This is a genomic window from Persicobacter diffluens, assembly GCF_036244895.1.
GTDB classification, from domain to species: domain Bacteria; phylum Bacteroidota; class Bacteroidia; order Cytophagales; family Cyclobacteriaceae; genus Persicobacter; species Persicobacter diffluens.
In genome coordinates this window covers 1,721,403-1,739,361 of the sequence record NZ_BQKE01000001.1, presented here as the reverse complement: position 1 = coordinate 1,739,361, position 17,959 = coordinate 1,721,403, and the positions used below count along the sequence as shown (strand labels likewise).

Genomic DNA, 17,959 nt, shown 5'->3' with positions numbered 1-17,959 from the left:
AGGCCTCATTATACCGCTCCCCCTCCTTTATCATTCAGAAATATTCTCTAAATTGACCCCTGTAATCATTCGTCAGTCCTTTAGCCTTCCTCATAGTGCCAAATATATTTTGCATCTGCCCCAAATATTTCCCCTTTCCCTGGATTTTAAGCCTGAGCCTCCTGCTTTTTTTTTCCTGTAAGAAGGCGCCACAGGCAAGGGTGGAAGCCCCATCCGGAATTGCGCACCTAACGGATCAATTCCCCCATCATATGGGCTTTGTCCTGGCTGATGCCCAAAGTGGTGAACTATTGGATCAATATAATGCCGCGCAGTGGTTTACCCCGGCCTCCAATGTAAAACTCTTTACCTTTATGACCGGAGAAAAGCTATTGCCTAAAAAGGCTCCCCTTTTCCGTTATCACTGGGAGGGGCAAAATCTGATCCTTCAGCCCACGGCCAATCCCACCCTTTTCCACCCGGACTTTGAAGATGAGCTGGCGCGACAGTTTTTCCTGCTAGCTCCGGAAATGATTCACCTGGCTCCGCGGGTTTTTGAGACTTCCCCCTGGGGTGATGGCTGGACTTGGGATGACTTCGGCTATGCCTATTGCCCGGAGCGCTCTTTGATGCCCATACATGGAAATCTTGTAGAATACACTTGGGACCCCTTCGCCCTAAAGCCCAAAGCAGATTTGGCCTGGTTCAACAATAGCCCTCAACCGACCACCGAAGGTAAGTGTATGTTTCGGGATATTAATAGCGGTAAGGTATATTACAATCCATCAGCCTGTCCGATAGGCAGCAAGCGGCAAAAAATACCATTTGCCACCAATCAGCTCACCGTCAATGGGCCACTATTGGCTGAAGCCCTGAACAAAAGACTGATGCCCATGCCCTTGCATTATGAATTGCCGGAAGGCAAAGAATGGGATGTCCTCGCCACCCTACCTACCGACAGCCTTCAAAGCCGAATGCTCAAAGCATCAGACAATCTATTCGCCGAGCAACTCCTCCTCATGTGCTCAGGCCAGCTGTCGGATACCATCAACATTGATAAGGCCTTGGATTGGGCCAAGCAAAACATCATCCCCGACAGCTTGCCCAGCCCAAAATGGGTTGACGGCTCCGGCCTTTCGAGATACAATCAATTCACTCCCCTTCACTTTAACCAATTACTGCAACAAGCCTGGGCGGAAATAGATCATGAGCGATTATTCTCTCTTTTGCCGCACAATGGTGGCGAAGGCACTCTTCAGGATCTTACGAATGGCCAAGCCCCTTTTCTATTTGCAAAAAGTGGCAGCATGTCGGGCATCTATTGCCTGAGTGGCTATCTCAAATGCAAAAGTGGTCGGATACTCACCTTCAGCTGGTTAAACAATAACATCCATGGAAGCTACCACCCCTACCGTAGTCGAATGATGGCCTACCTTCAGCAAGTTGCCGAAGCATATTAATCCTTTAGGGGATGATCTGCATCATCAGGAAATTAATTATCTTTTCACATATTCTCTAAGGTAGTAGACCAAACCAATTTGGGCGAAACAGGCTTTTAATCTTGAGCCCGAACGCCCAAACCTCATCTGCCTGAATTGTGAATTCTCCAATACAAAGCTAGTACCATGGCCAAAAGAACCTTCCTGATCCTGACCATCCTCGGAATTGTCCTTCCCTACGAAAGTCTGATGATGTTTTTCATTGAAAATGGCGTGGACGTCACCCTTTTGTTCCAACGCGTTTTTGAAAAACCGTCCTCCGCCTTCTTTGGATGGGACGTGATCATTTCGGCCTGTACGCTATTGGCTTTCATTGTGCTGGAGGCTCGTCGCCTCAATATGAAAGGGCTTTGGGCACCCATATTGGGCTGTTTATTAGTCGGAGTATCCTTCGGCTTGCCCCTGTTTCTGTATTTGCGGGAAATACACCTGGAAAAACAACTTATCCATGAAGAGCATGGCGAATTATTGTAATCTATACACCATTTGGAAGTGTTGTTCCACTTATCCCGGGCTTCATTCACATTTTTATTCCTAAACAGCCCGCGATTTCCAATTTAATAAGCGAGGCTCACCTATTTGTATCTCATTTTGCGAAAAAACTAGCGCGTTCTTGCCACTTTTGTACCAGCTAGCCCTTTTCCAACGCCATTTCAACGTTTTCGAAGGCCTTTTCTGAAATAACACTTATCATTTTCGATATCACCCGCATGTATTCCCCACATTAGAACCCTTTTCACCCGTCCTTACCCCCCAGCCAAGCCCTCCCTAATTATAGAACCTTAAGAAACCTCTATGTTTGTAGCATAATTTAAAATCGCAATTATCATTTCAAAAACATTTATTTTATGAAGAGCATTTACGCTTTAATTTTTGCTACAACCCTATCTATCAACGCCTTTGCTGAGGGTAACGACATCGAAAACAAATTTCAGGTCGGCCTGAATTATTCCCATGACTTGGGTTTCACTGAAAAAGGAGTCTTCGGTTTTTTAGTAGGATACCAGTGGTCTGAGAAATCCTTGGTACAAGTTACCGGAACAAACTTTTCCACGACTGAAGTGGAGCCAGGACGTACACTTGGTGGCTTTGTTTTAGATGCCGACTACCATAGATTTTTCATTAAAACCGGACTTGTACGTCCTTACGGTATTATTGGAGCCAACATGATGGCTATTAAAGAAAAAATTGAAGGTGGCCAGCATTCCTTTGACGGATCTGCTGTGGATTTCGGTATTAATTTGGGGATTGGCATCGATTTCCGAATCGCTAATCGTTTTTCTATCGCTCCAGAGGTGAAAATCTCCGCTGCAGATCACACCGGAAGCTTTATCAGAACCGGAGCTACTGCTGCTGTTTTCTTCTAAACCTGAAGGCCAAGCGATTCATTTCATTACCTACCTATACTGCTCTTTAAAAAGGACGGTATAGGTATTTTTTTGGGGCAGCCCTTCGCTACGCTCCGGTCGGGCTTTCGGCAGTCGCTCTTTTTCCCAGCCCGCTACGCTTTTAGGCGGAAAAAAGGAGCTCCAACAATGCCTCTATCCCTCTGCCAACCCCCTACGGTGGGCGCCTTCTCGATGGCCTGCGCTTTCATAGCGCTTGGGTGAGGGATGGGGCGGGCCTGCCTGAGCTCCTTTATTGGTGAGCGAAAGTCTGGCCTATTTATCACCACTTTCGGTCCCCAATAAAGAGCGAGCCGCCTCCAGCCCGACCGACTGCCCAGGAGGGCACCCCCCAATAATTAAAAAAGTACACCAATTAGGCTATGCTGAGGAGTCTAAGGTTTGTTAGCCCTCGAAAATAGAGGTTATTCCAGACGATTTTATCATCGGAATAGACAATAACGGCAATTAACCAAAGGGTTTTGCATTTTGGGGCTGGCAAAGTATTTGACACCCCTTAATTATGAATTATATTTGCAGGCTATGAAAACGACACTGCCAGAAATTAAATTAGAAGAATATACTTACGACTTACCGGACGAGCGTATTGCAAAATACCCGCTGGAAAATCGTGATGCCTCTAAGTTATTATATTACCAGGAAGGACAGATTGACAATTTGCAATTCCCTGCGATTGAAAAGTTGATTCCTGCGGACTCCGCCTTGTTTTTTAACAACACAAAAGTAATTCCTGCGCGAATCTTTTTCCGTAAAGATACCGGGGCGAAGATCGAGGTTTTCCTATTGAACCCACTGAAGCCAAGCCCGGTAATTACCCTGGCGATGGAAGCCAAAGGTTCGGCTACCTGGGCGGCCATGGTAGGTAATGCCAAGAAGTGGAAGGATGATCAGGTGCTGGAAAGAGAGATGGACATTAACGGAACGAAGGTAATGTTGAAGGCCCGCATCACCAGCCGCGCCCCTTTTGAAGTAACTTTCGAATGGACGCCCGAAGAAATTGCCTTTGTGGATATAGTAGAAGGCGCAGGAACTGTACCGCTGCCCCCTTATATGAATCGGGAGGCGGAAGAAGAAGACAAGCCGCGGTATCAGACGGTATTCTCCAAACATGAAGGTGCTGTGGCGGCCCCTACCTCTGGATTGCATTTCACGGATGAAATATTAAACAAGCTGGACGCTAAAAATATCAAGCGTCAGGAACTGACCCTCCACGTAAGTGCGGGAACCTTCCAACCGGTAAAGGAAGCCAATGCGGTGAACCACCCGATGCATGAGGAGCAGATTATCATCAGCCGGGAAAACGTGCAGACCATCCTGAACAATATCGGGAAAGTCTTTTGCGTGGGTACCACTTCCATGCGGACGCTGGAGAGCTTGTATTGGTATGGGGTAAAGCTGATGGAGGATCCTTCTGCCGCCTTTTTTGTGGAGAAATTGCGCCCTTATCAATATGAAATGCAGGAAATGCCTTCTGTGGAAGACAGCATGAGAGCGGTGATGACCAAAATGGACCGTGACCAAACCGATGTGCTACAGGGAAGCACGGAAATCTTTATTTTCCCAGGCTATCCTTTCCAGATCATCGAGGGAATTATCACCAACTTCCACCAACCAGGTTCTACCCTCATCATGTTGGTGGCTGCTTTTGTGGGTGAGGATTGGAAGAAGATATATGCCAATGCTTTGGAAAAGGATTATCGATTTTTAAGCTATGGAGATGCTTCTTTCCTAAGGAGAAAGCGATAAACAATAGTTGACACGGTAAACATTGCCGTCAGATATAGAAAAAGGGAAAGTGACCGGTAAGTTGCTTTCCCTTTTCTTTTATTCGCTATAAGCGGAACCTTTACAAACCTTCTGGTCGTTGCGTCGGGTCTTCCATATCTTTATAAATCAGGTATAATATTTCTGTGATATAAAGCGGGCGGGTGGTGTCCCAACTAAATTCCCGCCCCTCATTAAAAATATTATTGGACTTATCCAGCTTCGTGTACCAATTAGGCACTCTGGAGGTGTACATAACAAAATTTTCATTGAATTTCAGCAAATCAAACAGCTCCTCTTTCTGTTTTTTAGGTGCTACCGACACAACCACCTCTTCTGTGGCCTTACTCATAATCACCGCCTGATTAAGGATACGAGTAGACTGTGCGTCACTGGCAGCAGTATGCTGAATACCAAAGACCAGAGGAGCATCCACTATCACTCTAAAATAATCGTAGGCAGTTTTTTCTTTTTTAAATCATGAATACGCACATCCGAAGCAATGGCAAAAGAATCATTCGATACCCTAAACCCCAGCAGCTCTTTTAACTCAAGTTTTTTAAAATTCTTTTCCCCTTCAGCCCTCAATGATATACCAGAAGGAGCAACACCAAAAACAGAGACATTTGCACGATGCATTTTTACTTCTCCATGGGAAATAGTACCATCTTTATAGTAGAGCTTCGCCTCATGCTTACCATTAAAAACATTCTCCATCTGACCTGCCCCACTCAAATAGTACTGCAGGTTGTTTAAGAACTGCGCCTCAACATTTTGCCCCAAGGCCATCAGAAAGCCCAGAATAAATAATCCGCTCAATTTCATCTTTTACCTAAATTTTATCTTGTATTTTTCACACCAAACGGTGCTTTTTCTTTTTAACCTGCCTGAACATACAAACCTTTATCGCTTCTGATCAATCCATGTGAATACCTGCCCCCCTTCACACAGGATGGCATGATTAGCAGGAAAAATTCCGGACAAAAGGGGTCTGTTAATTCGCTACAGTAGCAGAGCTGATATTTAAAACCGGCCCCTTAATCTCCCCTGAGGAAATATTCAATGTCAGGCATCTGTGCGGGAAACACTCCCGTGCCTGATTTTATTAAAATGTAAGCAAAGGAAATCCGGGCTTTCCTTTTCTTCCTACCTCACTTTACCGCTCTGCCAGAGCATAGTATTTCATTTCCGGCAGCCTGCAATTCCTCAGAGAGAACGCCCGTCTTTTCAAATCAAGAAAAAAGGTCAACAGCAATGCCAACCTCCTTAGCTGAATTCAAGGGAATAGGAATTAAAGCATAAGCTCAACAACAAAATCAGCTCTAAGTGCTATACAATAAAACGAATTTGATCAAAATCTGATTAATCCTTCAGGAAAAGTATTCGACCAGAAGGATTAACCTGACATATGAAAACAGAATGCTACAAAACCTAGCAGGGACATTCTATATCATTGATACATAGAAGCAAAACAGCAACACCACCCATGCGAGCAATTTGATTTTTATCCACATCATCTTTTTGCCTTTTGATATATAATACAAATTTAAGGATTTGGTCATTCGATCAACTTAAATTCGTATTAGCCAGCAATTAAAGGGCACTAATGGTATCATTCCACGGTAGGAGATTCAACCTACTTGATTCATTATCAATACTTTATAATGAAGAAGGCAATACGGAAAGAAAATTCCCATCACTTTCAGACATTAAGGAGTCAATTCCAGATAGCTGATTCAGCCTGAATAAGAGTAATTTACCCAAAACATTAAAATGAAATAGCACCAAAACAGAAGATCGGAAAACCTTTCCCCCTTCTGAAGAACCTGTAGCCAAAGAAGGCAAGGAAATCAAATGGACACGGCTATTGGAAAAGAGAAACATCAGTCGATCTTTCTGAGAAAAAGCAAAACCTTCGACAACCCCCTGCTTTAAGGACCGTCCCAATCACTTCCCTCAATTCTCACGGGAAAGATTTAAAAAACAGGCAGGTTCGAAAAAAGGAAAAACCTGAATATAAAAAATGCCTCCCGTTTCAAATCGCGGAAGGCACAATTCATGAGTATATTTTCACCGACAACGAAACTGCACGTGCAATTCCCGGGCCTCATCCATTATTGATTCACATAGTGCAACCTGACAACTCCGGCCTCAAAGAATTTTGGCTCCAGCGCCTTCAATCCTATCGGCTTCACCCCTCCCTGAAACAAACGTATACCGTCTCCCAGCATGGTTGGCATCATAAAAATGATATATTCGTCAATCAGGCTTTTTGCCATGAGCAGCTTCACAATTGCGCCACCGCCATCGCAATAAATCGTACCGCCCGGCCGTTGCTTCAACTCATATACTAATTTTTCAAGATCTCCATTGTAAAATTGCACCCCGTTTTCTGGCGCTCGCTCTTCTCTGCTGATGACATAACAATCAAATTTTTCCGCTGGCGGAAATTTCCCTTCACAAAGTTTAAGGACTACTTCGTAAGTTCTGCGTCCCACAATATAAGTGTCCACATCTTTGGTGAATGCAGCATAGCCGTAATCCTCTCCCTCCTTTTCGGCAATAGACAGCCAGGATAAATCATCATCCTTAGTCGCAATAAAACCATCCACACTCATACTAATATACAACTTAAGCTTACGTTCTTCCATGGCTATTATTTTATATTACGCTACAAAGGTAAGAGAACGGATGTTCTCTAAATTGTATAAAAATTACCCGGGAACTTTCGGTTCAGAGAAATTTTTGGGACTACTGCCCATGTACTGCTGAAATACCCGCACAAAATGGGGCTGATCATAAAAACCTGCCTCCAAACCAATCTGCCCTAATGACAGATCTGGACGCTGATGAATTAAACTCCGGGCATAATTGATCTGTCGGAGCTTAACATACTGGGCCGGGGTTATAAAATAATGTTTTTTAAACTTCTGAATAAAACTTTTGGAGGACAGCTGCTGACGCTGACTAAACCGTTTGAGGGCACCCCGTTCTAAAAAAGTAGCAGAAATTTGCTGTTCGAATATTTGCAGAATGGGATCCAGCTTGATTTGGGAAAAGAAGGCCTCCAGGAGTGTAAAAACCTTGCTGGCGTCGGGCCGTTGGGTATTAATCAAATCCCTGAAGATGCATCGTTCCACCTTTTCCAGTATTGGAGCCTTCAGTAGCTCTTGCAGGAAGCGGAAACAGTAGGGTTTTAATAATAATCCAGCACTACAATAGCGCCCTTCGGTGGTGGTGATAAAGGGCTGTTTTTTTAATCCGGAAATACAGATGGTGCAACTTTCCCGGCTTCGTTTCTGCGCCACATTTTCACCTTTTATTTCGAAGCGATCACCATAATTAAATATTAATTCTGTGAACTCGGGAGCATAGTGCACGGAAGTAATCGACAAATCAGCTGATTTGCCCAACCAAAGGATATCAATATATTCCTGAAGAGATTCCGGTGGGTGAAAAACGAAAGATTCCATTTCAAATTGATAAGTCGAACTTTCTCTTTAAAGTTCAAATGTACGAATGAGTTGACCAATTTTGCTTTACCCCATATTTATTTCCCTCCTTCTTTACTTTTAGCTCCGGGGATCATTTTTTATAACACGGCCAAAATCCACAAATAGAAAAAGTAGTATAAAAAAACAGAAGAAAAATACAGAAGAAAAATACAGCCCACCCACTTAAAGTAAAATTGGAACATTTCTAAAGAAACTGCCCCCCATGAGGCAAGCTCGAAATACCTAATTCAAGATGCAGGACAAGTAATGATAAACCCCAAGCCCTTCATTACCAATAAAATCCCCTCAAACAAGTCCCACTCACCCAAATAAGATAAATATCGGCCCCTTTTTGTTCATTTCAGGACATAAAGCAAAAATGACCGTCAGAATTGGAAGACCATTAAAACCAAATAATCGCCGTTAACTTACAGGAAAGGGCAATTAGGTGTATTTGGAATATTTTTTTCTTATGTTTGAATAGTAATATTCGAAATCAAAAAATATAAAATATGGGACTGTTCGATTTTTTTAAGAAAAAAGACAAAGAGCCCGCCTATGACCCTACCAATATCCAAATAACGGATTTGCAAGTGGGCTTTATGCTGGACTATGATTTGAAGAGTTGGAAAGTGACTCAGGCCTGGGATTATGATTGGGGAAAGGAGTACTTCACCAAGGAGTTTAAACTATTTGATGGAGAGCTGGAACTTTACCTTTCCGTGGATGCCAATGATGGATTGGACCTGTCGGTCAGCAGATCTGTGAAAATTCGCAGTATAGATGAGGACTTGCCGGAATATATTGTCAAGCATAAGGAAGGCCCAACCAAAATTATTTTTGACGGGGACACCTATTATCTGGATGGGGACTCTGCCGGATACTGCAAGGACATGGAAGAAAACAACTATGATGATGCCTGGGCAGAATTCATAGAATGGGAATATTATACTAAGGATGAAAGTAAAATGATAGCGGTTAGCCAGTGGGATGAGCGCGAATTTGAAGCTTCCATAGGTAAACCTATCAAAGCATTTGAAATATCCAACATTCTTCCAGCCCAAAACGGCTAAGACTTTTATAATGAAACATCAATCAAGATACTTATTACTTTTCTTTATGGCGCTTTTCCTGAGCAGTTGCGGGGGAAAGCGTTATTACAAATCTCCGCTGGATGTATTGATCCGCGACCTGGATTCAGAACCCATTTACACGATCATTTTATATGATATGGACACCGAGGGCATGTTTTCCACTACTTATAAGCATCAATATAAGGTGATTACTGAGGTAAATGGGGAGCCAAAAGAAAAAATCACCCCATGGAAAGAAGTGTCACAAAGGTTCTTCTACCAATACGAAGATGCCATGGGCATGGAGATCGCCTCTAAGAAAGAGGGCAAGGTAAGCAAATCCATTGTGCCGGCAGGTTATTCCAATTATGTAGGGAATAAACAATATGGCCATTGGGTGGACCGCGGAGGCACCAGTTTTTGGGAGTTCTATGGAAGATTCGCCTTTATGAATTCCATGTTTAACATGATGACTTACCCAGTACGCTATTCTTATTACAATGATTACTACAGCAATTATCGCACAAGAGGACGTGATTACTACGGGCCTGTAGGCAGTAATGGCCGTACCTATTACGGTACTTACGGATCTCAGGGAGCACGCTCAGGTTCCAGTTGGTCAAAAAACAGCAGTTTCCAGAGTCGGGTATCCAGCAGAACTTCCCGCAGTAGCTCTACCAGAAGCACCAGTAGCAGTTCAAGCTCCAGAAGCAGTCGTTCATCCTCCTCTTCCTTCCGAAGCCGTGGCGGTGGCTTTGGAAAGTAATCAAATTAACATTTAATCAACCCAACGGATCATGATACAAGAAATTGGAACAAGCTTAATGCTTACACTGGCTTACCTGGTAAGCTGTTTCCTGCTGTTTTTTATAGGTAAAGTGGCCTATCAGCTTTTTCACCGGAACATTAAGGTGAATGAAGAATTAGTGATTAAAGATAATCTGGCCTTTGCCCTTTCGAATACGGGCTATTATATCGGTTTGCTATTCGCTATTGCGGGGGCAATGTCTGGTCAATCTGATGGTTTAGTGGCCGACCTGATCGCCATCATGACTTATGGTTTGGTGGGCATCATTTTGTTAAACCTGTCTACCATTATCTCTGATAAATTCTTACTGGCAAAATTCAAGGTAACTGAAGAGATTACCGGCCGTCAGAATGCAGGGGTTGGTTTGGTAGAAGGTGCTGTTGCTGCCGGCTCCGGTATGATTATTTTCGCCGCTTTGTATACGGAAGGTTTTGGTTTAGGGACCGCCATCGGCTTTTGGGTAGTCGGACAAATCCTTTTCGTATTAACCGGCATGGTATATAATGCCATTGTTCCCTATGACACCCATGAGCATCTTTCAAAATTGAATGTGGCAGTAGGAATAGGTAAAGCAGGTGCCCTTATTGGCTTGGCAAATATTATGAGAGCGGCCATTATGCACCCTTTTGAAGACTGGACCTCTACCATCGTAATTATTTCCTACGAATTGGTACTAGGACTAATCTTCTTACCAATCTGTCGATTGGTGACGGATAAAATTTTATTACCCGGACAAAACTTAACGGACGAAATTGTGAATCAGGAGCATCCGAATATTGGGGCAGCCATCATTGAAGCTTTTGCTTACATCGGTGGATCTGTTTTGATTACCCTTGCAATCTGATAGAAGGATAAACTAATTGGACAACTATCCTAAACTCTCTGGCTGTAAAAGGTCGGGGAGTTTTTTTATGCCCATGGCGTGGGGCGAGAAAACAACTCTTAAACCCGAATTATTCACCGCCATTTTCAGAGATCACAATAAGGGTTTCATTATCAATTATTTATTATTTAGTCCACCAAGTTTCTGAAAGCCCAAATTTGGGCAGGCCTGCTTTCTCCTCATTCATCTGTTTCGTTGGGAAAAACTCGAAATAGGAAAAATTCCATCATTTTTTCCGCCTTGTAGCTAAAGGAGAATTTAGGTATGAATAATCCGGCTTAAAGTAGCTCGTTAGAATGGGCATCCCGGGAAAAGAGAGAGACTGGTGGAGACCGAAAACACAATGGATCGGGAGCGAATGGATAAAAATTAAGGGGAAATTATAAGTTTTTGAAATCCCGGGAAGGCTTTTGATTATAAAGCAAAACAGCAATTCCCCTAACCTTCCCATTTTCAAAAAAAGCCCAGTCAAATTCTATCAAATCGGAATAACAAATGCTATTTGCTATGGCAGAGACTAAAAAATTCGCTACCTCTCCGGCTTGAGCTCAGCGAAGAATATGGAAGGCAAAAGGCGACAATTCCCTACAGGTAGGAAAAACCTTAACTCCTTGCCGACCTAAGAGAAATCAGACTCCCCTGCTTTTCCTTCATTTTGATGGATTTTCAGTCAAAATCTCTAATTTTGGGCCGTCAAATAAGTATTGATGAAAGAATATTGAAATGATACCGCTATTTGGCCTATTTCTTGTCGCGATTGACCATAAAAATAAAAGCTTGTGAGGCCTCAAAAGGTACTACTTCTTACCCCCCCACTTACGCAGTTGAATACGCCCTATCCGGCGACTGCTTATTTGACCCAATATTTAAAAAGGAAAGGCTTCGACGTACAGCAAGCAGATCTGGGCATTGATTTAGTCCTTCGGATTTTCAACAAATCAGGATTATCTGAACTGTTTGGTTTAATTGAAGCCCAAAAGGAGCAAAATGCGAACACTCAAAGAGTCCTGGCACTTAAAGATGAATACCTGGCGACCATTGATCCGGTAATCGCCTTCTTACAAGAAAAAGATCCCTCTCTGGCCTATCAAATTTGTGGGCAAGACTACCTTCCAAGAGGAGCTCGATTCAAACAAGAGCAGGAATTAGACTGGGCCTTCGGAACCATGGGTATTCATGACCATGCCCGCCATCTGGCCACCCTGTATCTGGAGGATTTGGGGGACTTAATTAAGGGAAATATCAGCCCTGACTTTGGCTTTAGCCGATATGCTGAACGCCTTGGACGTACCGCCTCGAGTTTCTCTCCCATTGAGGATGCTTTGAGACAACCTCTGAATTGGATTGACCAACTATTAATCGAATGCCTGCAAAAGCATTTGGAGCAATTTAGTCCGGACCTTGTGGGGCTTTCAGTACCATTTCCAGGGAACCTTTTCGGCGCCTTTCGCATCGCTCAATACCTGAAACAAGAATATCCTGACGTTAAAATCACGATGGGCGGCGGATACCCCAATACAGAATTGAGAAGTATTAATGATCCGCGCGTATTTAATTACATTGACTATATCACCCTTGATGATGGCGAAGGGCCGGTGCTCCATTTGCTTGAACATTTAGCCGGCAATCGTCCAATTGAGGCACTCACCCGCACGTTCTATTGTGAAAAGGATCAGGTAGTCTATATTGAAGGCGATCAAAAGCCCGTTCCACATACAGAGCAAGGCTATCCGGACTATGCGGGCCTCCCTCTAAAATCTTACCTTTCCATCATTGAAATGGTCAACCCGATGCATCGCCTTTGGAGTGATGGCCGGTGGAACAAGATGACGCTCGCGCACGGTTGCTATTGGAAAAATTGCTCTTTTTGTGATGTCAATCTGGACTATATCGGGCGTTATGAAGAGGCTCCGGCAAAAATGTTGGTGGATCGAATCGAAACCATTATTGCACAGACCGGAGAGACCGGCTTTCACTTCGTTGATGAAGCGGCTCCCCCACTTTTGATGCGTGATCTGGCCCTGGAGCTCATCCGCCGGAACGTAAAAATCACCTGGTGGACCAATATCCGGTTTGAAAAAACCTTAACGCGGGACCTGTGCCAGCTTTTGGCCAAATCAGGTTGCATTGCTGTCTCCGGTGGCCTGGAAGTGGCTTCCGATCGTTTGCTGAAGATGATGCGAAAAGGGGTTTCCATTGAACAGGTCGCCAGAGTGTGCAGGGACCTTACCGAAGCCAATATTATGGTACACGCTTACCTGATGTATGGCTTTCCTACGCAAACCGAACAGGAGACGGTGGATTCCCTTGAGGTGGTCCGCCAGCTCTTTAAGCATAATATTATTCAATCTGGCTTCTGGCATCGTTTCGCCATGACAGCCCACAGCCCAATTGGCAGAAATCCGGAGGCCTTTGACGTCATTCGAACAGGGCCGGAATTTGACGGATTTGCTGAAAATGACCTTTTCCATGAGGACCCGAAAGGTGGCAATCATGATGCCTACGGGGCTGCCCTAAAAAAGTCCCTTTACAACTTCATGCATGCCGTGGGAGTGGATTGGAAGGCAGACGAATGGTTTGATTTTGAAGTCCCGTCGACTACCATCCCCAAAAACCTGCTGCACCACGCCCTGCAAATCCCGGAAAAGACCGATGCAGAAAAGCTCAATCACTGGGTGATATGGATTTGGGGCAATGTTTCCTTCGAATATTTCCAGGTGAAAAAGAAAAACCGAAAGGGCATGAAAACCGAGGAAAAAGGCCGGATAATCATCCATGAAAGATCCTCCACTATTCGGGTGGATGCTTCGGCAGAATTGATCCGTTGGATGGAAAAACAGATTCCTCAGTTCATGCTGAAAAACGGGGAAAATTTAACGCTAGAAGCGCTGGGAAAACAATATGAGGAAGCTTTTCAACTGCCGGCTTTGAGTTTGATCAGCACAAAACTTTGGCAGAAACTACGCGAAAAGGGTCTGTTACTCATTCGCTAATTACAAAAAACAATAAGACCCAAAAGGCAGGTTTCACTCAGGACCTGCCTTTTGCGTTTTCACCAGATTGAGCAGCCTAAATGGCGTTATCGGCAATCTTGATTTTTTAACCCAAAAAATGCCTGTCTTAAGCGAATAACAAAGATATAAACCCTCATTTTAAGCGGATTGAATAGACAAGATAAAAACAGGAAATTGGAACAATTTGGGCACTCCTTTCAAAAAGAGTAATGGAATTTAAGGAAGAGATGGTGAAAAGATAAAGGAGTGTAAAGTTAACTCAAACAACTTTCCAGAGGTCAATAAAAACCCCTTGACGAAAGAAATAAGGCTAAATTACGCAAATACGCAATAGAAAGGCGCAATCACCTACATGGTTTTGGTGGTTTTATCACCAAATATTGTTAAAATAATGCAATAATTTCAATTGCAATAATAATACCTTTCTTATGAAATGCAAAATCTTAAGCAAAGCTTAATTAAGGCAATCCCAAAAAATCAAAACATGCAAATCAGGCGCCACGACCTTTAAAACAAAATAAAATTTGAATAATACACAATTGGTCTAGAGTATCGCTTTATATATCGATTCAAATCATCCTCAGAAAAGGTCTCAAATTAAAGCCATAATTATAGCTTTTCCCCTAAAAAAAATGCAAAAATCATCAATTTCACTAAGGTAAAAAAAGCTTATCAGATGATCGGCTGGTTCCAAAACCGACATAATCAAAAGCATCAAAAATCGAAAGGAAACGCTGCTAACTATTAAAACGCATCAATTCTCCACCTGCAATATTGCTCTGAAAAAAGAGCCTTTGTAGGAATGATAAAAGGAGGCAATGAATCAAAGCCTAAAAATAAACTTTGGGAATTCCATTTTCGCCTTTATCATTAGTCAGTTAATGATAATACGTAAACTCAAGGCGTGATAACCGAATTAAATGAGATGGTTTTTGCGACTAAAAGCGTAAAGTCACCAACCGATTAATAGAAGTTTCGACCTAAATCTTAGCTACAAGGCCGAAAAATATGAAGGAATTTTCCCTATTTCGAGTTTTTACCAAGGAAGTAAAGGAATAGGATGAAAACAAGCTTACCCCAATTTGGGCTATTTCAAATCTAAGAGGATGACTCGTATTCGCCTAACTAAAAATTACTTGTGTTTATAATTGAGTTTAGCGGTGAATAATTCGGCTTAAGCCAAAGGTTTATATAATAAAAAATGCCTGCCCCAATGAAGGAACAGGCATCTTATAAGTATGCTTTTAAAGCAATCGAATCTTATGCGCAGTGCTCGTCAAAAGCGCCTACCAAAAATGATCCGATCAACTCGGCATTACGACCTTCGATATGGTGACGCTCCACCATCTGCACCAACTCACCGTCTTTGAACAAAGCGATACATGGAGAAGAAGGAGGGTAAGGCAACATCAAATCACGTGCAGCTTGTGTTGCCTCACGATCGTTACCTGCGAATACCGTTACACAGTTATCAGGCGTATTGGCAGCATTTTGCAATGCAAAACGAACACCAGGACGGGCAGCACCGGCTGCACAACCACAAACTGAGTTTACAACTACCAGGGTAGTTCCTTTATGATCCTTAAAATGCTCATTAACGGCCTCCGCTGTCTTAAATTCTGCGAATCCTGCGTCTACTAATTCCTGACGCATTGGAGCTACTAATTCCTCTGGGTACATAATAGGGTTATATTAATTGTTGTTTATACAAATTTGATGGCCCGACGGCCATTTTATCTTATTACAAGGAGAGGCTTACATAAAACCCAACTCCAGTTTTGCGGCTTCTGACATCATGTCCTGAGAATACGGAGGATCCCAGGTGATTTCCACATTAACCTCATTCACCTCTTCCAAAGCCGATACTTTCTCCTTCACTTCGTTCGGGATATGCTCTGCCGCGGGACAAGATGGAGAAGTCAGGGTCATCGTTACGTTGACATTATTAATAGGGAAAACCTCAATTTCATAAATTAGTCCCAATTCATAGATGTCCACCGGAATTTCCGGATCGTATACCGTTTTAATGGCCTCTACGATCTTCTCTTTTAAGCTTGTATCACTCATTACTTCCAATATTATCGTGATTATGCGTTTGCCTTGGCCTTTGCCTGAAAAGCCAGGGCGTAAAGTTTGATTTGTTTGATCATGGCGGTTAAGCCGTTCGAGCGTTGAGAAGATATAATCCCGCTCATTCCGATTTTTTCGAGAAAATACAATTCTGTATTCAGGATTTCCTCAGGGCTGCGATCAGAAAATATACGAAGTAACATACTGATCAACCCTTTTGTAATACCGGTATTGGAGTCCGCGGAAAAAATGATTTTCCCGTCCACCAAATCAGCTACCAGCCACACTGTTGACTGACATCCTTTGATGACATTCTGACTCACCTTATGCTCTTCGGCCAATGGAGCGAGCTTCAGACCCATCTCAAAAATATATTCTGTAATTGCTTCACGGTCTCCAGCAAAAAGGGAGAACTCTTCAATAATTGCGTCTTGAACTTCGTTAATAGTCGCCATGAAAATACTTTATGGTAAAGGATTAACTCACACAGTCTAACCCTCTGAAAATCTATTACTTAAACTACAAAATTTAAGCCATCATTTTAGCCACTCTGGCCACGCCCTGCACTAAAGTATCAATCTCCTCTTTAGTATTGTAGACGGAAAAGGAAGCGCGAACCGTTCCTTCAATGCCAAGGTGCTTCATTAATGGCTGCGTACAGTGATGGCCTGTTCTTACAGCCACCCCACGAGCATCCAACATCATACCAATGTCAAAAGGGTGCACCCCTTCAAGACCAAATGACAGTACGGACACTTTTTCGGCTGCAGTTCCATAGAAGATGATGCCCGGAATTTCCGATAACTTCTCATTGGCATAAGCCAATAGCTCCGCCTCATGCGCACGGATGGCCTCTTTGCCTAAATCCTGCACCCATTTCATGGCCGCATCAAAGGCAATGACATCTGCGATATTCGGGGTGCCGGCCTCAAATTTATAAGGGATCTCATTGAAGGTGGTCCCATCAAAAGAGACTTCCTTAATCATTTCTCCACCACCCTGATAAGGGGGCATTTCCTCCAAAAAGACGCGCTTACCATACAATAAGCCGATGCCTGTCGGGCCATAAACTTTATGGGCTGAAGTCACGAAGAAATCTACTCCGAGCGCCTGAACATCAATATCAAAATGGGAAGCGGACTGTGCTCCATCTACCACTACAACAGCCCCAACCGTATGTGCCTTTTCAATCATCTCAGCGATAGGGTTCACTGTTCCCAAAGCATTGGAAGCATGATTGACCGCCACAATCTTGGTATTGGCAGTAAGCAGCTTTTCAAATTCTTCCATGATCAACTCCCCCTTGGCATTAATCGGAATCACTTTCAAAGTCGCCCCTTTTTCCTGACAAAGCATCTGCCAGGGAACAATGTTAGAATGGTGCTCCAATGTAGAGACGATGATCTCATCTCCTGCCTGAATATTTTGACGTCCGTAGGAAGATGCGATCAAATTAATCCCATCCGTGGTTCCTTTGGTGAAAATCACCTGCTCTGGTGTTTCCGCATTCAGGAATTCAGCTGCCGTTTTACGGGTTTCTTCAAAAGCCTGTGTGGCCTTATCCGCCAAAGCATGTGCGCCGCGGTGGATATTGGAATTGTATCCCTTATAATAATTGTCCAATGCGTCAATGACCACCTGTGGTTTCTGGGTGGTGGCGGCATTATCAAAATAAACCAGTGGTTTTCCGTTCACTTCCTGGTGCAGGACCGGAAACTGAGCGCGAATTTGCTGAATATCTAGTGTATTGGACATATTTTCTAATTCCAGGGTGATGCTTCATTAATAGAAAGCCAACTCAAATTTGGGCAAATCACTGCAAATCAAAGGTCTGCCGCCCAACATAAGGGTTTGCTATTTAAAATCGATCCAATTTACGAAGGAATAGTGCAATATCTCAACAACTGTTTGTTTTTTGAAGGGGATCAGATGGATAAAAAAAAATGATAAGCCCATCAATGGAATAAAA

At 43.3% G+C, this 17,959-nt stretch carries 17 protein-coding genes; 8 read left to right on the top strand and 9 right to left on the bottom strand.

All coding sequences use genetic code 11. The features are described from left to right. Nucleotides 1-95: 95 nt before the first annotated feature. The 4 genes from AAA970_RS07265 (at nt 96) to AAA970_RS07250 (ending at nt 4,630) form a co-directional block, all read left to right on the top strand. Nucleotides 96-1,439 carry a D-alanyl-D-alanine carboxypeptidase gene (locus AAA970_RS07265; RefSeq protein WP_338236550.1) on the top strand — a complete coding sequence of 448 codons (1,344 nt, stop codon included), beginning with the start codon at nt 96-98 and terminating at the stop codon, nt 1,437-1,439. Between the two features lie 165 nt (nt 1,440-1,604). Next, nucleotides 1,605-1,952 carry a DUF2834 domain-containing protein gene (locus tag AAA970_RS07260; protein ID WP_338236549.1) on the top strand — a complete coding sequence of 116 codons (348 nt, stop codon included), beginning with the start codon at nt 1,605-1,607 and terminating at the stop codon, nt 1,950-1,952. A gap of 374 nt (nt 1,953-2,326) precedes the next feature. After that, the gene (locus AAA970_RS07255) at nt 2,327-2,845 is read left to right on the top strand and encodes an outer membrane beta-barrel protein (RefSeq protein WP_338236548.1); all 519 of its coding nucleotides are present in this window, start codon (nt 2,327-2,329) and stop codon (nt 2,843-2,845) included. Between the two features lie 561 nt (nt 2,846-3,406). Continuing rightward, nucleotides 3,407-4,630 (top strand): S-adenosylmethionine:tRNA ribosyltransferase-isomerase, encoded by a 1,224-nt coding sequence (locus tag AAA970_RS07250; RefSeq protein ID WP_338236547.1) that lies wholly within the window; start codon nt 3,407-3,409, stop codon nt 4,628-4,630. Between the two features lie 100 nt (nt 4,631-4,730). Here AAA970_RS07250 and AAA970_RS07245 read toward each other — a convergent pair whose 3' ends face one another. From AAA970_RS07245 to AAA970_RS07225, 5 genes are all read right to left on the bottom strand, one after another. Continuing rightward, nucleotides 4,731-5,084, bottom strand: a complete 354-nt coding sequence (locus AAA970_RS07245) for a hypothetical protein (protein ID WP_338236546.1) — start codon at nt 5,082-5,084, stop codon at nt 4,731-4,733. A gap of 2 nt (nt 5,085-5,086) precedes the next feature. Next, nucleotides 5,087-5,473 carry a hypothetical protein gene (locus AAA970_RS07240; protein ID WP_338236545.1) on the bottom strand — a complete coding sequence of 129 codons (387 nt, stop codon included), beginning with the start codon at nt 5,471-5,473 and terminating at the stop codon, nt 5,087-5,089. 834 nt (nt 5,474-6,307) lie between these two features. After that, nucleotides 6,308-6,595, bottom strand: a complete 288-nt coding sequence (locus AAA970_RS07235; protein WP_338236544.1) for a hypothetical protein — start codon at nt 6,593-6,595, stop codon at nt 6,308-6,310. Between the two features lie 167 nt (nt 6,596-6,762). Further along, complete coding sequence (locus AAA970_RS07230; protein ID WP_338236543.1) at nt 6,763-7,299, bottom strand: dihydrofolate reductase family protein; 537 nt, start codon at nt 7,297-7,299, stop codon at nt 6,763-6,765. Between the two features lie 63 nt (nt 7,300-7,362). Then, entirely contained in the window at nt 7,363-8,121 is a 759-nt protein-coding gene (locus AAA970_RS07225; RefSeq protein ID WP_338236542.1) for a helix-turn-helix transcriptional regulator, read from the bottom strand. 533 nt (nt 8,122-8,654) lie between these two features. On the opposite strand from AAA970_RS07225, the gene AAA970_RS07220 reads away from it, so the two are divergent. The 4 genes from AAA970_RS07220 to AAA970_RS07205 all read left to right on the top strand — a co-directional run bounded on the left by AAA970_RS07220 (nt 8,655) and on the right by AAA970_RS07205 (nt 13,899). After that, nucleotides 8,655-9,215: a DUF4178 domain-containing protein gene (locus tag AAA970_RS07220; RefSeq protein ID WP_053404785.1), complete on the top strand. Its 561-nt coding sequence runs from the start codon at nt 8,655-8,657 to the stop codon at nt 9,213-9,215. Between the two features lie 10 nt (nt 9,216-9,225). Then, nucleotides 9,226-9,981: a hypothetical protein gene (locus AAA970_RS07215; protein ID WP_338236541.1), complete on the top strand. Its 756-nt coding sequence runs from the start codon at nt 9,226-9,228 to the stop codon at nt 9,979-9,981. A 31-nt stretch (nt 9,982-10,012) separates the two neighbouring features. Next, nucleotides 10,013-10,867 carry a DUF350 domain-containing protein gene (locus AAA970_RS07210; protein WP_053404783.1) on the top strand — a complete coding sequence of 285 codons (855 nt, stop codon included), beginning with the start codon at nt 10,013-10,015 and terminating at the stop codon, nt 10,865-10,867. Nucleotides 10,868-11,685: 818 nt separating this feature from the next. After that, nucleotides 11,686-13,899, top strand: coding sequence for a B12-binding domain-containing radical SAM protein (locus AAA970_RS07205; protein ID WP_338236540.1), 2,214 nt, complete (start codon nt 11,686-11,688; stop codon nt 13,897-13,899). Nucleotides 13,900-15,180: 1,281 nt separating this feature from the next. Here AAA970_RS07205 and AAA970_RS07200 read toward each other — a convergent pair. From AAA970_RS07200 to AAA970_RS07185, 4 genes are all read right to left on the bottom strand, one after another. Next, entirely contained in the window at nt 15,181-15,600 is a 420-nt protein-coding gene (locus AAA970_RS07200; RefSeq protein ID WP_053404779.1) for a BrxA/BrxB family bacilliredoxin, read from the bottom strand. 75 nt (nt 15,601-15,675) lie between these two features. After that, a complete protein-coding gene (locus AAA970_RS07195; protein ID WP_060686226.1) occupies nt 15,676-15,987 on the bottom strand; it encodes an SUF system Fe-S cluster assembly protein in 312 nt (103 codons plus the stop codon). A 20-nt stretch (nt 15,988-16,007) separates the two neighbouring features. Continuing rightward, the gene (locus AAA970_RS07190) at nt 16,008-16,445 is read right to left on the bottom strand and encodes a SufE family protein (RefSeq protein WP_053404777.1); all 438 of its coding nucleotides are present in this window, start codon (nt 16,443-16,445) and stop codon (nt 16,008-16,010) included. A gap of 73 nt (nt 16,446-16,518) precedes the next feature. Then, on the bottom strand, nt 16,519-17,745 hold the full coding sequence (locus tag AAA970_RS07185) for an aminotransferase class V-fold PLP-dependent enzyme (protein WP_338236539.1): 1,227 nt from the start codon (nt 17,743-17,745) through the stop codon (nt 16,519-16,521). Nucleotides 17,746-17,959: the final 214 nt, after the last annotated feature.

Coding starts and splice junctions, on each gene's coding strand:
- AAA970_RS07260 (WP_338236549.1), top strand. CDS start 1,605: ATGGCCAAAAGAACCTTCCTGATCCTGACCATCCTCGGAATTGTCCTT.
- AAA970_RS07255 (WP_338236548.1), top strand. CDS start 2,327: ATGAAGAGCATTTACGCTTTAATTTTTGCTACAACCCTATCTATCAAC.
- AAA970_RS07250 (WP_338236547.1), top strand. CDS start 3,407: ATGAAAACGACACTGCCAGAAATTAAATTAGAAGAATATACTTACGAC.
- AAA970_RS07240 (WP_338236545.1), bottom strand. CDS start 5,473: ATGAAATTGAGCGGATTATTTATTCTGGGCTTTCTGATGGCCTTGGGG.
- AAA970_RS07230 (WP_338236543.1), bottom strand. CDS start 7,299: ATGGAAGAACGTAAGCTTAAGTTGTATATTAGTATGAGTGTGGATGGT.
- AAA970_RS07225 (WP_338236542.1), bottom strand. CDS start 8,121: ATGGAATCTTTCGTTTTTCACCCACCGGAATCTCTTCAGGAATATATT.
- AAA970_RS07220 (WP_053404785.1), top strand. CDS start 8,655: ATGGGACTGTTCGATTTTTTTAAGAAAAAAGACAAAGAGCCCGCCTAT.
- AAA970_RS07215 (WP_338236541.1), top strand. CDS start 9,226: ATGAAACATCAATCAAGATACTTATTACTTTTCTTTATGGCGCTTTTC.
- AAA970_RS07210 (WP_053404783.1), top strand. CDS start 10,013: ATGATACAAGAAATTGGAACAAGCTTAATGCTTACACTGGCTTACCTG.
- AAA970_RS07200 (WP_053404779.1), bottom strand. CDS start 15,600: ATGTACCCAGAGGAATTAGTAGCTCCAATGCGTCAGGAATTAGTAGAC.
- AAA970_RS07195 (WP_060686226.1), bottom strand. CDS start 15,987: ATGAGTGATACAAGCTTAAAAGAGAAGATCGTAGAGGCCATTAAAACG.
- AAA970_RS07190 (WP_053404777.1), bottom strand. CDS start 16,445: ATGGCGACTATTAACGAAGTTCAAGACGCAATTATTGAAGAGTTCTCC.
- AAA970_RS07185 (WP_338236539.1), bottom strand. CDS start 17,745: ATGTCCAATACACTAGATATTCAGCAAATTCGCGCTCAGTTTCCGGTC.